Source organism: Rhodopseudomonas palustris, assembly GCF_007005445.1.
GTDB classification, from domain to species: Bacteria; Pseudomonadota; Alphaproteobacteria; order Rhizobiales; family Xanthobacteraceae; genus Rhodopseudomonas; species Rhodopseudomonas palustris_G.
In genome coordinates this window covers 3,595,353-3,608,458 of the sequence record NZ_CP041387.1, presented here as the reverse complement: position 1 = coordinate 3,608,458, position 13,106 = coordinate 3,595,353, and the positions used below count along the sequence as shown (strand labels likewise).

At 67.0% G+C, this 13,106-nt stretch carries 12 protein-coding genes; 5 read left to right on the top strand and 7 right to left on the bottom strand.

Annotated elements, in window-relative coordinates:
• Position 1: 1 nt before the first annotated feature.
• From FLL57_RS16525 to FLL57_RS16515, 3 genes are read left to right on the top strand one after another with little or no spacing between them, the layout of a single operon-like run.
• Complete coding sequence (locus FLL57_RS16525; protein WP_142883433.1) at positions 2 to 2,071, top strand: NADH-quinone oxidoreductase subunit 5 family protein; 2,070 nt, start codon at positions 2 to 4, stop codon at positions 2,069 to 2,071.
• Complete coding sequence (locus FLL57_RS16520) at positions 2,062 to 3,504, top strand: complex I subunit 4 family protein (protein ID WP_142883432.1); 1,443 nt, start codon at positions 2,062 to 2,064, stop codon at positions 3,502 to 3,504. Before FLL57_RS16525 ends, FLL57_RS16520 begins: the two co-directional genes overlap by 10 nt.
• A gap of 10 nt (positions 3,505 to 3,514) precedes the next feature.
• Positions 3,515 to 4,879 carry an NADH-quinone oxidoreductase subunit N gene (locus tag FLL57_RS16515; RefSeq protein WP_047308056.1) on the top strand — a complete coding sequence of 455 codons (1,365 nt, stop codon included), beginning with the start codon at positions 3,515 to 3,517 and terminating at the stop codon, positions 4,877 to 4,879.
• A 108-nt stretch (positions 4,880 to 4,987) separates the two neighbouring features.
• Here FLL57_RS16515 and FLL57_RS16510 read toward each other — a convergent pair whose 3' ends face one another.
• The 7 genes from FLL57_RS16510 to FLL57_RS16480 all read right to left on the bottom strand — a co-directional run bounded on the left by FLL57_RS16510 (position 4,988) and on the right by FLL57_RS16480 (position 11,902).
• Positions 4,988 to 6,295 (bottom strand): O-acetylhomoserine aminocarboxypropyltransferase/cysteine synthase family protein, encoded by a 1,308-nt coding sequence (locus FLL57_RS16510; protein ID WP_142883431.1) that lies wholly within the window; start codon positions 6,293 to 6,295, stop codon positions 4,988 to 4,990.
• A gap of 322 nt (positions 6,296 to 6,617) precedes the next feature.
• Positions 6,618 to 7,307, bottom strand: a complete 690-nt coding sequence (locus FLL57_RS16505) for a helix-turn-helix domain-containing protein (RefSeq protein ID WP_013504122.1) — start codon at positions 7,305 to 7,307, stop codon at positions 6,618 to 6,620.
• A gap of 186 nt (positions 7,308 to 7,493) precedes the next feature.
• On the bottom strand, positions 7,494 to 7,886 hold the full coding sequence (locus FLL57_RS16500; protein WP_013504121.1) for a response regulator: 393 nt from the start codon (positions 7,884 to 7,886) through the stop codon (positions 7,494 to 7,496).
• Positions 7,887 to 7,970: 84 nt separating this feature from the next.
• Entirely contained in the window at positions 7,971 to 8,582 is a 612-nt protein-coding gene (gene fixJ / locus FLL57_RS16495) for a response regulator FixJ (RefSeq protein WP_013504120.1), read from the bottom strand.
• The gene (fixL, locus tag FLL57_RS16490) at positions 8,575 to 10,101 is read right to left on the bottom strand and encodes a sensor protein FixL (protein WP_047308058.1); all 1,527 of its coding nucleotides are present in this window, start codon (positions 10,099 to 10,101) and stop codon (positions 8,575 to 8,577) included. Before fixL ends, fixJ begins: the two co-directional genes overlap by 8 nt.
• A 147-nt stretch (positions 10,102 to 10,248) precedes the next feature.
• The gene (locus FLL57_RS16485) at positions 10,249 to 10,980 is read right to left on the bottom strand and encodes a CBS domain-containing protein (protein ID WP_013504118.1); all 732 of its coding nucleotides are present in this window, start codon (positions 10,978 to 10,980) and stop codon (positions 10,249 to 10,251) included.
• Between the two features lie 88 nt (positions 10,981 to 11,068).
• Positions 11,069 to 11,902: a universal stress protein gene (locus tag FLL57_RS16480; protein ID WP_142883430.1), complete on the bottom strand. Its 834-nt coding sequence runs from the start codon at positions 11,900 to 11,902 to the stop codon at positions 11,069 to 11,071.
• Between the two features lie 29 nt (positions 11,903 to 11,931).
• Between FLL57_RS16480 and FLL57_RS23380 the strand changes: the two genes are divergently transcribed.
• Both FLL57_RS23380 and FLL57_RS16475 read left to right on the top strand, forming a co-directional pair.
• Positions 11,932 to 12,102 carry a hypothetical protein gene (locus tag FLL57_RS23380; protein ID WP_185966152.1) on the top strand — a complete coding sequence of 57 codons (171 nt, stop codon included), beginning with the start codon at positions 11,932 to 11,934 and terminating at the stop codon, positions 12,100 to 12,102.
• The gene (locus FLL57_RS16475; RefSeq protein ID WP_142883429.1) at positions 12,102 to 12,938 is read left to right on the top strand and encodes a universal stress protein; all 837 of its coding nucleotides are present in this window, start codon (positions 12,102 to 12,104) and stop codon (positions 12,936 to 12,938) included. The genes FLL57_RS23380 and FLL57_RS16475 overlap by 1 nt, the downstream gene beginning before the upstream one ends.
• Positions 12,939 to 13,106 lie beyond the last annotated feature (168 nt).

Genomic DNA, 13,106 nt, shown 5'->3' with positions numbered 1-13,106 from the left:
CATGGCGGATCTGCTTCCCTTCGTCCCGGTGCCGGCGCTGCTCGGCTTCGTGATTCTGTCGCTGCTCCCGGTGCCGCTGTCGCGCGCCGTGGTGATCGCGCTCGGCGTCGGCGCCGCGGTGCTGCCGGCGCTGCTGTTCTTCCCGGTCGCGCTGTCCTGCATCGAAGGCGTCTGCGTCGCCGGCGCGACGGTGCCGATCCTGTCGATCGACACCGGGGTGTTCGTCGCCCAGATCGCGATGTCGATGGATCCGCTCAGCATGGTCACCGGCGGCACGGTGGTGCTGGTCGGCGCGCTGGTGCTGATCTATTCCGGCGCCTACATGGCGTCCGAGCCGCTGCCCGATCTGCGCCGTTTCTTCGCGGTAATGAACCTGTTCCTCGCCGGCATGCTGGCGGTGGTGTTCGCCGCCGACGTCATCCTGCTGTTTCTCGGCTGGGAGACGATCGGCCTGTGCAGCTTCATGCTGATCGCGTTCTACGACCGGCTGCCCAAGGCGGTGGCCGCAGGACGCAAGGCGCTGATCACCACCCGCGTTGCCGACAGCCTGCTTCTCGCCGGCCTGATGATGCTGTTCCTGAACGCCGGCACCACCCGGCTCGACGGCATGCTCGCCGCGGTGCCGGGAATCGACCCGTGGCGGCTGGCGCCGATCGCCGGGCTGATCGCGCTCGGCGCGCTCGGCAAGTCGGCGCAGATCCCGTTCCACACTTGGCTGCCGAGCGCGATGGCCGGCCCGACACCGGTGTCGGCGCTGCTGCATTCGGCCACCATGGTCGCCGCCGGCGTGATCCTGCTGGCGCGGCTGGCGCCGCTGTTCGCCGCGGCGCCCGAGATTTCGGCCATGGTGGCGATGCTCGGCATCCTCACCGCGGCGCTCGGCGCGCTGGTCGCGCTGATCCAGACCGACGTCAAGAAGCTGCTGGCGTTCTCGACCATGAGCCAGATCGGCTTCATGGTGCTGGCGCTCGGGCTCGGCGCGCCGGCCGTGGCGCTGTCGCATTTCGCCATCCATGCCGCGTTCAAGTCGTTGCTGTTCCTCAGCGCCGGCGTGATGAGCCATGCCGCCGGAGGCTCCACCGCGATCGAAGCGCTGCGCGGCTCGCGCTATCGCCAGCCGCTGGCGTTCTGGAGCTTCGCGATCGGCGCCGCGTCGCTCGCCGGACTGCCGGTGATCACCGCGGGCTGGTACTCGAAGGAAGCGGTGCTGGCGGCGGTGTGGAGCAGCGGGCCGTGGGGTGTGCCGTTGTGGCTGCTCGCCGCCACCGCGGCCGTGCTCACCGGCGCCTACGCCTTTCGCGTGGTGTTCGTCGCGGCGAGCCAGACGGCGGATCTCGCCGCGCCGCCGTGGGGCGGCCTCGCCGTGGTGGTGCCGCTGTTCGTCCTGACCTTCGTCGCCGTAGTCGGCGGCCTGTCGGTCGGCGCGCTGATCAGCTTCACCGGCGGCGCGCCCGAGCACATCCCGTTGGTGCCGGCGCTGCTCGGTGCGGCTGCGCCGATCCTCGGCGTGTTCCTGGCGCGATGGCTGGTCAGGCATCCGCAGGATCTGGAGCGTCTGACGACGCGGATGCGGCACATCCGCATCTTCCGCGTCGACGTGTTGTACTACTACTACTTCGTTCGACGCTTCCGCCGGGTCGCAGCGGTGCTCGGTAACGCCGAGGGCACCGAGGCCGTGGCCGATGCGGTGGCGCTGCGGCGTGAGGGCGTTGACGTGCCCGGACTCGTGACCGACGATCCGCTCGGCCGCGGCGCGGGGCAGGTGCGCGGGATTCGTACCGACCTGATCACGCGCGCGACCGACGGCCAGACGCCGGTGGTGCGGATGGTGGCCGGCGATCCGGTCGGCCGGCTGCTGATCGTCGCGGCCCGGCTGTTCGTCGGATTCTTCGTGGCGCGATTCAATCCGGACCGGATCGATCGCGCCTGGATGGGCTTGGCCGGCGGTGCCGGCCAAGCCTGGGCGCTGGCGCGGCGCACGCAGACCGGCCGCGTCCGCGATCACTCGCTGTGGATCGCGCTTGGTTGCGCGGGACTTCTGTTGTTTGCCTGGGGGACGTCATGGCGTTGATTGCGCTCATCCTGCTGCCTGCGATCGGCGGCCTCGTCGCATTCTTCGCCGCCGGCAAGGGCGAACGCGAGCGCTGGGTCACGATCGCGACCTTCGCGCTGATGCTGGTGCTGCTGTTTGCGATCGTCGCTGCCGGGGACGACGGGCGCTGGTACGATAAGGTGTCGTATCCGTGGGTGCCGTCGTTCGGCATCTCGCTCGAGTTCGCGATCGACGGGCTGTCGGCGGTCATGATCGCGCTCGCCGCCGGGCTCGGCATCATCTCGGTGATGGCGTCGTGGTCGGAGATCCGCACCCAGTCCGGCCTGTTTCACGCTAGCCTGTGCTGGACGGTGGCGGCCACTGTCGGCGTATTCCTGTCGTTCGATCTGCTGATCTTCGCGTTCTTCTGGGAGGCGATGCTGGTGCCGGCGTTCACGCTGATCGCGGTGTGGGGCCACGGCGATAAGGAAGGCGCGGCGCTGAAGTTCCTGATCTTCAACGCGGCCGCCGGGTTCGGTCTGCTGGCGGCGTCGTTTGCGCTGGCGGCGATGGCCGACCACATGACGTTCAGCGCGTTCGAACTCGCCGAGATGAAGCTCTCGACCCATGTCCAGGTCTGGATGCTGCTCGGCTTTTCGCTGGCCTTCATGGTCAAGCTGTCGGTGCCGCCGTTCCACGCCTGGCTGCCGGAGGCGCACACGCTGGCGCCGACGGCCGGCTCGATCCTGCTCGCCGGCCTTTTGCTGAAGACCGGCGCCTACGGCCTGTTCCGGTTCGCGCCGATGCTGTTTCCGGACGGGCTGGCCGCGGTCGCGCCCTACGGCATCGCGCTCGGCGCCGCCGGCGCGCTGTATGGAGGCCTGGTCGCCTGCGGCCAGAACGACGCCAAGCGGCTGGTCGCCTATACCTCGATCGCGCACATGTCGATCGTGCTGATGGGCATCTCGGCCGGCGTGCACTACGCGCTGGCCGGCGCCGCGGTCGAGATGGTCGCGCATTCGTTCTCGGCCTCGGCGCTGTTCCTGCTGATCGGCGCGCTGTACGAGCGCACCCACACCCGCGACCTGCGCCAGCTCGGCGGGCTGCAGCAGACCGCGCCGAAATTCGCCGCCGCGTTCGCGCTGTTCTGCTCGGCGCTGCTGGCGCTGCCCGGCACCGCCAACTTCGTCGGCGAGGCGCTGGTGGTGGTCGGCATCTTCCAGGTCAACTGGGTGTTCGCGCTGCTGGCGCTGTCGACGCTGATCGTGTCGGTGATCTACGCCACGCGGCTGCTCAAGGGGCTGGTGTTCGGGCTGCCGCAGCCCAAGCCGCCGCTCGCCGACATGAGCTGGCGCGAATACTGGCCGATCGTGGTGATGGGCATCGGCACGCTGATCGTCGGCCTGTATCCGCAGAGCCTGCTGGCGCTGCTGGAGCCGGCGATCAAGGCCGCGCTGATCCAGACGCCGTGATCGCCGCGCCATGACCGCAGCCCAATTCGCAGCCCTGTCGCCGATCGTGGTGCTGGCCATCGCCGCCGTCGCGGCGATGATGCTGGTGCCGCTGGCGCGGCTGCAGATCGTCCAGGCGGCGGCCGCGGCAGGGCTGGCGCTTGCCGCCGCGGTGGCGTTGCTGCGGATCGGTGCGCCGGCGGCGCCGATGGGGGCGCTGTTCACCGACGACGGGCCGGCGCGGTTCGGCATCGTGTTCGCGTGCCTGGTGTCGCTCGGCGCGCTGGTGTTTCTGCGCACCGGTCACCCTGCCAAGGAGGCGCCGTCGCTCTTAGTGCTGGTGGCGATCGGCGCCGCCACGTTGGCCGGCGCCGGCCATGCCGCGACGCTGTTTCTCGGCGTCGAGATCCTCAGCCTGTCGCTGATCGCGCTGTTCGCGTTTCGCCTCACCCGGCAGGGGCTGGAGGCGGCCTACAAGTTTCTGGTGATGAGCGGGCTGGCGTCTTCCGCGCTGCTGCTCGGCATTGCGCTGATCTTCGCCGAGACCGGCGCGCTGGCGTTCGCCGATTGGGGCGGCCGCGGTGCGCTGACCGCATTCGGCACCGCGCTGCTGCTGGCCGGTCTCGCGTTCAAGTTCTCGCTGGTGCCGTTCCACATGTGGACGCCGGACGCGTTCGAGGCGGCGCCGGCCAGCGCCGCGACGCTGGCCGGCGTGGTGTCGAAATCGGCGGTGGCGATCGTGATCCTGCGGCTGGCGCTGAGCGGCCATCTGCCTGAGCCGGTGTGGAGCCAGGGGCTCGCCGCGCTCGGCGGCGCCTCGGTGCTGATCGGCAACCTCTTGGCGCTGCGGCAGCCGCAACTGCCGCGGATGCTCGGCTATTCGACGATCGCGCATTCCGGCTACATCGCGCTGATTATCGCCTCCGGCACGCCGCATGCCGGCGAGGCGGTGCTGTTCTATCTGGCGATCTATGCGCCAGCGATGCTGGGCGCGCTGTGCGTCTCTGCCGCGCTCGGCCGCGCCCCGACGCTGCCGGATCTGCACGGGCTGATGAAGCGGCGCCCGCTGGAGGCGATCGCGCTGTCGCTGTCGCTGCTATCGCTCGCCGGCTTGCCGGCGGCGGGCGGTTTCATCGCCAAACTGTTCCTGCTGCGGGTCCTGATCGATGGCGGGCTGTGGGTGCTGGTCGGGATCGTGGTCGCCGGCTCGTCGCTCGGCTTCTTCTACTACGCGAAGTTCTTCACCGCGCCGTTCGTCGGCCACACTCACGACGAATCCGAGCCGCTGCATCGACTCGATCGCGGCCTGTTGATCGTCTGCATCGCCCTGATCGTGATCTTCGGCGTCGCCCCGGCCGGGCTGATGAATGTCGTCGCCGCGACGATGGCGCCGTAGCGCCGTAGGGTGGGTTAGCGCGGAGCGCGTAACCCACCGATCTACGTTTCGTCGAAAGCTGGTGGGTTACGGCGCGAGTGCGCCTAACCCACCCTACAGCTTTGTGCGTTACGCCGCGTTCGACAGTCGTCCGGCCGCGAGACCGCGGTCGAGGTCGGCGAGGATGTCGTCGATGTGCTCGAGCCCGATCGACAGCCGCACGTAGCCGTCCGATACGCCGGTCGCGAGCTGCTCTTCGGTGGAGAGCTGCGAATGGGTGGTCGAGGCCGGGTGGATCGCAAGGCTACGCGCGTCGCCGATATTGGCGACGTGATAGAGCAGCTCCAGCGCGTCGATGAACTTACGACCGGCCTCACGACCGCCGGCGAGCTCGAAGCCGACCAGACCGCCGAACTTGCCCTTCAGATACTTCTCGGCGCGTTCGCGGGCGAGGCCGGTCTGCTTCGACGGATGGATCACCCTCACGACTTCGGGGCGCTTCTCCAGATAGTCGGCGACCTTCTGGGCATTCGCGACGTGACGCTCGATCCGCAGCGGCAGCGTTTCCAGGCCCTGGATGATCTGGAAGGCGTTGAACGGCGACAGCGCCGCGCCGAGATCGCGCAGCAGCGTGGTGCGCGCCTTGATGATGTAGGCGACCGGGCCGATCGGCTTCACCGCATCGACCCAGACCGCGCCGTGATAGCTCGGGTCCGGCGTGTTCAGCGCCGGCTGGCGCTGCGGGAACTGCTCCCACGGGAAATTGCCGCCGTCGACGATGATGCCGCCGATCGAGGTGCCGTGGCCGCCGAGATATTTGGTCGCCGAATACACCACGATCGCGGCGCCATGTTCGAGTGGCTTCACCAGCAGCGGCGCGGTGGTGTTGTCGACGATCAGCGGGATGCCGTGCCGGCGGCCGATCGCGGCGACTTCCTCGATCGGAAACACCGCCAGCTTCGGATTCGGCAGCGTCTCGGCGTAGTAGGCGCGGGTGCGCTCGTCGGTGGCGCGTTCGAACGCCTCCGGGTCGGACGGATCGACGAAGCGGACCTCGATGCCCTGGTCCCTCAGGGTGTTGGCGAACAGATTCCAGGTGCCGCCATACAGATCGGTCGACGACACGATGTTGTCGCCGACCTTGGCGAGATTCTGGATCGCGTAGGCTGACGCGGCCTGGCCTGACGCCACCGCCAGCGCCGCAACGCCGCCTTCCAGCGCCGCCACCCGCTGCTCCAGCACGTCAGTCGTCGGATTGCCGAGCCGGGTGTAGATGTTGCCGAGTTCCTTCAGCGCGAACAGGTTCGCGGCGTGCTCGGTATCGCGGAACTGATACGAGGTGGTCTGGAACAGCGGCACAGCGACCGAGCCGGTCGAAGGGTCGGCGCGCCAGCCGGCATGCAGCAGGAGAGTTTCGGGGTGGAGCTTCTGGGTCATGGCGACATCCTTCGGGCAATGAGAGCCGGGCTGTGACCGCGATCGTGACGGCGACGCAGGTCAGCGGGCGTTCATCAGGACGGCGCACATCCTCCAAGTCAATCGATCATGTGAAATAGAAATCTCCTTATCGGCGACAACGCGGTCTCGATATGTTCCTTCCTCGCCAACCACGGGATGAAAGAGAAAATTCTTCCATGACGAGGGCGGGGCATGACGTCGCGCCGGCACTGCTCCAAACAGAAAAGGCCACCATTGCTGGTGACCTCTCTGTCCGATCCGATGAAAGAGATTCTGCGGCGGGTGAGCCGCCGAGGCTGACTCAGGCGTCGAGATTGCGAAGCTGGGCGCGATTGCGCAGTTCGATCTGGCGGGCGCCGGAGAAGCCGAGAATGCCCTTGCTTTGAAGCTGCGACAGCGCGCGGGAGACGGTTTCGAGGGTCAGGCCGAGATAGTCGCCGATGTCGCGGCGGCACATCGGCAGCGCCATCATGCCGGCGACGGCGAGGCGGCGGTCCATTTCCAGCAGGAAGTTGGCGACCCGCTCCATCGCATTCTTGCGGCCGAGCAGCAGCATATGGTCTTCGGCGTGGCGCAGCTCGCCGGCGGTCATCGACCACAGGCCGCGGGCGATGTTGACGTCGGTGGCGGCCGCCTGTTCGAGGCTGCGGCGCTTGATCAGGCGGACGGTGGTGTCGACGATGGCTTCGGCGGTAAGGCGATGGGTCGGTCCCGACTCCAGCCCGAACACGTCGCCGGGAAGATAGAAGGCGCCGATCTGGCGGCGGCCGTCGGACAGCAGCTTGTAGCTGCGCACCGCGCCGGACACGACCTGGTAGACGTACTCGGACGGCTCGTCCTCGCCGTAGATCTCTTCTTCCTTCTTGTAGGCGAATTCCGAGGCGATCAGGCCGGCGTGGCCAGTGGTCGCGAAGAACTGCTCGGCCGTGGAACAGGAAGGATCAATCGGGGCAGTGGCGGTGGCGGGGGTCCTGAGCGACTGGTTCAGCATCTGGCCATCTCCTATGGATCGGATGGCCTGGGTTGTACGGAAGATTCCGAGGGCGAGGTATTTCGCTCCATATCTTAAGTGGGTTCCCCTAAGTAGGTTTACGTAGGCGCGGGGTTGTGGCCTTAGGGGAAATCCGAAGTCTTAACAAGAACTTAAGGGAAGCGGAGGTGTTTGATGCAGGCCACGTCAGGCCGCGGCACCGCTCTCCTGCAGGGCGGCGCGAATGTGCGACACCAGGCTTTCTTCCAGGTGCGGTTTCACCACCACATGCTGCACGCCGACCACGCTGGCGCGGCTGGAAATCGTCTCGTCGGGGTATCCGGTGATCATCACGATCGGGGCGCGCACATTGCGCTCGCGGAGTCCGCGGGCCAGATCGATCCCGTTCATGCCGGGCATCTTGTAGTCGATCACGATGCAGTCGACCGGGCCCTGATCGATGGCGTCGAGCAGCGCCGGACCGCTGCGGAAGGTGCGCACCGCGAAGCCGTCAGTCTCGAGCAGAAAGCGCAGCGATCCCAGCACGCCCTGATCGTCGTCGACTACATAAACGATGGTTTTCGCCGACGCGCCTGGCATCACCTACCTCACGCGCCGAAGACGGCTGTGAACGATTGCATCCTCGAACCATAGGGGCTGGCCGAGGGGGCGTTTTGATTTGTCTCAATCCTTGATGACGCCGCCGCGCATCGCCATCCGGACCAGTTCCGACAGGCTTGAGGCCTGCATCTTGGTCATCACGTTGGCGCGATAGACCTCGATGGTCCGCGGACTGATATCGAACTCGCGGGCGATCACTTTGTTCGACATGCCGGCGACCAGGCCGTCCATCACCTGGCGTTCCCGCGGGCTCAGCGACTGGATCCGCAGCGCGATGTCCTGCGTAACCGCTTCGCTCCTGGCGCCTTCCTGCGCCTGCTTCAGCGCCAGTTCGATCAGTCCGATCAGGCGATCGTCGTCGAACGGCTTCTCGATGAAGTCAGAGGCGCCGAGCTTCATCGCTTCGACCGCGAGCGGCACGTCGCCGTGGCCGGTCATGATCAGCACCGGCAGCTTGCTGCCGGCTGCCTTTTGCCGCTTCAGCAGGTCGAGACCGTCGATGCCGGGCATCCGCACGTCGGACAGGATGCAGCCGAACTCGACCTCCGGCTCGTCGAGAAACGCCTGTGCGGATTCGTACAGCCTGACCTCGTAGCCGGCCGAGCCGAGCAGGAATTCGATCGATTCCCGCATCGCCAGGTCGTCGTCGATCACATGCACGGTTCCCTTAGGCATCAGTCATATCCCCGACGGGCGCCAGCGGCAGCGTGAAACGGAACGTCGCGCCGCCGGCGCTGTTGGTTTCTGCCCACATCCGGCCGCCATGCGCCTCGATGATCGAACGGCTGATCGAAAGTCCGACCCCCATTCCGGTTTCCTTGGTGGTGAAGAACGTCTGAAACAGCTTGGCCTTGACCTGCTCCGGCAGACCGCTGCCGGTATCCGAGACAGTAACCTCGACCATGTCGTCGGCGACGCGGGCGTTGGCCGCCGACAATTCCTTCTTAGCGGAATTCGCCATCGCTTCCAGCGCATTGCGAAACAGATTGACCAGAACCTGCTGGATCTGGACCCGGTCGACCAGCACCAGATCGTGCGCCGGATCGAGATTGAAGCGGAGCACCACGCCCTGTTCGCGGGCACCGGTGAGCCCGAGCGCGCCGGCCTCCTCGATCAGCTTGGCGAGGCTTTCGACCCGCTTCTCGGATTCGCCGCGCGCGACGAAATCGCGCAGCCGCCGGATGATCTGGCCGGCGCGCAGCGCCTGCTCGGCGGCGCGCTCCATCGCGCTCTCGATCTTGACGGTATTAGGATCGGTGCTGCCGGCGAGCAGCCGGCGCGAGCCCTTCATGTAGTTGCTGATCGCCGACAGCGGTTGGTTCAATTCGTGCGCCAGCGCCGAGGCCATCTCGCCCATCGCGGTCAGCCGCGAGACGTGCACCAGTTCCGCCTGCAACTCGTGCAGCCGCGCCTGGGTCTGCTGATACTCGGTGAGATCGCGGATGAAGCCGGTGAAATAGCGCTCGCCGCCGGATTCCATTTCGCCGATCGACAGGTGGATCGGAAACGTGCTGCCGTCCTTGCGCTGGCCGGTGACGATCCGGCCGATGCCGATAATGTGGCGCTCGCCGGAGACGTTGTAGCGGTCGATATACTGGTCGTGGCGGGTGGCGTCGGGGCGGGGCATCAACACGCTGATGTTCTGTCCGATCGCTTCGCGCTCGGACATGCCGAACATCCGCTCCGCCGCGCGCGAGAAGAAACGCATGATGCCACGGCCGTCGATCAGGATCATCGCGTCCGGCACGGTGTCGAGGATCGAGCGGAGCTGCCCCTGTTGCAGCCGCAGCTCCTGCTCGAGCACCTTCTGCTGATCGATGTCGAGCACGATGCCGCAAAGATAGGAGGCACCGTCCTCGTGGACGATGCCGCCGCGGGCGCGCAGCCAATGGCTGGGACGGTCTTTCTCCGCCACCCGGTACATCACGTCGATCTTGTCGCCGTGCTCGATTGATTGCTGCAGTGCGAGGGCAATTTGCTCCCGATCGTCTGGATCGACCAGGGAGATGAAGGTGTCGTAGGTGAGGGGAGCGTCGGCCGGCACGCCCAACAGCTTGCGCGCGGTCGCCGAACAGGCCAATTCCCGGGTGGCGAGATTGAGCTCCCAGGTGCCGACGCCGTACCCGTCGATGCCCTGCTGCAAACGGCGATCACGCGCAAGGAGTTCGGTCGACGGTGGGGCTGGTTCGGTCACGCGACGCCTGAAATGCTCTCTTTGCCGCTCTTAACACGACGGCATTCCGATCCGCAACACGGCGAACCAGCGCGGAATCACCAGCCTCAGCGAGCAGGTCGCCCGCCTCCTGCCAGGAACACAATAACACTCGGGTCGCTGGGGAGTTCAGCTCGCTTTCTTGGCGGCCCGGTCGTCCTCCGGCGAATTCAGGTAGAAGCCCGACATGGTGTCCACCCAGCACAGGTGATCATGCACCTCGCGCACCCCGCAGACGTTCTCCGCGACCACGATCGCGGCCTGCCGGGACCGCTCCTCGGTGATCACGCCGTTGAGGTGCACCACGCCGTCCCGCACCAGCACGCTGAGGCCGAACGGGCGCCAGTCGTTGCGATCGATCTCGGCGATGATCCGGTCGCGGATCTTGTCGTCCGCCGCGTTCGGCTCGGGAGCCTGACGCGCCAAATCGGCGACCGCGCGCAACAGATTCTTGCGGGTGACGATGCCGACCAACAGATCGCCGCGCATCACCGGGAAACGCTTGACGTGATGCTTCTCCATCAGCTTGACGATGGTCTCGATCGAGGTTTCCTCGGTCACCGTATAGGGGTGCCGGGTCATCACCTCGCCGACCTTGCGGCCGTGCTCGTGGACGAAGTCGCCGGCGCAGGTGCCGGGGCCGAGCAGCATCCGCAGCCACCTTCCGCGCTTGCGTTCGGTGCCGATCTCGGCGCGGCGGATGAAGTCGCCTTCGGAAATGATCCCGATCAGCTTGCCGTCGTCGTCGACGACCGGCAGGCCGCTGATGTGATTGTCGATCATCGCGTTGGCGGCGTCTACGATCGAGGCCTCGGGTCCGATCGTCACCACCTGCCGCGTCATGATCTGATGAGCGCGCATTTTCCGTCTCCCCTTTGCCGCGTCCGATCCCGCAGCGCCACGCGGGTCGCGCCGTGGCTGGTTGTGTCGCCGTTCCTCCCGCGTCGCGTCAATGCGAGATCAGCGCGGGCAAGGTCAGCGACTTGAAGATGCCTCGGGTGACGCCGCCGAGGATGAATTCGCGCAGCCGCGAATGGCCGTATCCGCCCATCACCAGCAGGTTGGCGCCGCTGTCGGCGGCGAACGACAGGATGGTGTTGTGGATGTTGCCGGGAGCGGCGGTGAGCTGGTGGCCGGTCGCGGCCAGATCGTGACGCAGCAGATGCGCCAGCAGGGCGTTCGACGAGGCCTGCCCAACGACATCCTCGTCCTCGTTGACGGCGACGACGTCGATGGTCTGCGCCCGGCCGAGGAACGGCATGGCGTCGTGAACCGCGCGCGCCGCGGGACGCCCGCCGTCCCAGCAGATCAGCACGCGGTCGAAGGTGAGCGGGCCGGTGTGGATATAGGGCACCATCAGCATCGGCTTGCCGGAACTGAACAGCACGGCTTCCGGCAGCGGATCCTGATGGCCGGGCCTGGCGCGGTCCGGCTGCATCAGCACGGTGAGATCGTACAGCCGCGAGATTTCCGACAGCGCCTGATTGGCCAGCACCGGCGTATCGCAGATCGAGCGCGCGCCGTGGGTCACGCCGGCGGCGCGCGCGGCGATCTCGAACTGATCGAGCCGGGCGGCGGCTTCGTCGGAGTCGGTGTTGTGCTGGGTGGCGGCGGCGTAGTACGCCGCCGAGGCGCCGACCATGATGGCCGGATTGATCGGCTGATAGGTGCAGACGATGCCGTCCAGATGCGCGTCGAACGCTTTGGCGACCGAGACGGCGCAGGCGACGACACCGTCGGCCGGTCGATCGGCCGGGATGTGGACGACGATGTCACTCGGCATTGCAAAGCACTCCCGCTTCGATCGTTCCCGTGATCGTGATCGGAGCAGAATATATGGCCGCGTCGGCGGGTTACTTTGATCTAGCTCATCGTATCGCGGCGGTCTGCGGCGTGATCATGAAATCGTTGCAGCGGCCGCAAGCGGCGAACGGCGGCTGCGTTCGCGTTGTGATTGCCGCGATGGTTCCGGGGAGGCGCTGATGACATACTCGACGGTGATGGTCGCGCTCGCGTTCGACCAGCCCAGCGCGTGTCGTCTCAGCATCGCGGCGGAGCTGGCTGAAAGGTTCGAGTCGCGCCTGCTTGGTATCGCGGCGTCCGAACTCAGTCCGCCGGTCTACTACATGTCCGGACCGCAGGCCGAGCGGCTGATGATGCAGGGACTGGCGACCATCAAACAGCGGCTCGCCGAGCTGGAGGCCGAATTCCGCCACGCCATGAGCGGGCATACCCGCGAGCTGGAATGGCGCAGCGCGATCGAGCAGCCGTCGCGCTACATCGTGCAGCAGGCGCGTGCCGCGGACCTCGTGGTGTGCGGTGCGGGTGCGCCGAACATCCTGAGCGATCCGTTCGCGGTGGCCGACCCGGCCGATCTGGTGATGGAGATCGGCCGCCCGCTGCTGGTGGTGCCGCCCAATGTGTGCCGGATCGATCTGTCGAGCGTGCTGGTGGCATGGAAAGACAATCCGGAGGCGCGGCGCGCGATCGTGGCGTCGCTGCCGCTGCTGCGCCAGGCCAGCCGCGTCACCGTCGTCGAGATCGTCGAGAGCGAGGAGGACGACGGCCGCGCCGCCGCGCTCGCCGGCGTGCACGATGTCGTCGACTGGCTGTCGCGGCACCGCATTCACGCGGTCGGCGAGGTGCCAGAGCCGGCCGGCGAGGTGTCGCGACAGATCACCGACGTCGCCCGCCGGGTCGGCGCCGGGGTCGTGGTTGCCGGAGCCTATGGACGTTCGCGCTTCCGCGAATGGATCCTCGGCGGCGTCACCCAGCATCTGCTGGAGCAGACCTCGCGTTGCGCGTTCCTGGCACGCTAGGGAAATCGACGGGGCTGGCAGCTCCTATCCGCGGTTTGAGCAAGGTCAAGCGCGCGGTTCGAGCCGGATGCGAGGCTTCGCATCCGGCTCCGCTACCACGACTTAACCATTTTCGCGGGCGGCCAACTCCAAAAGCGGCGGATGACTGCATGATGACATCTTGGTCGT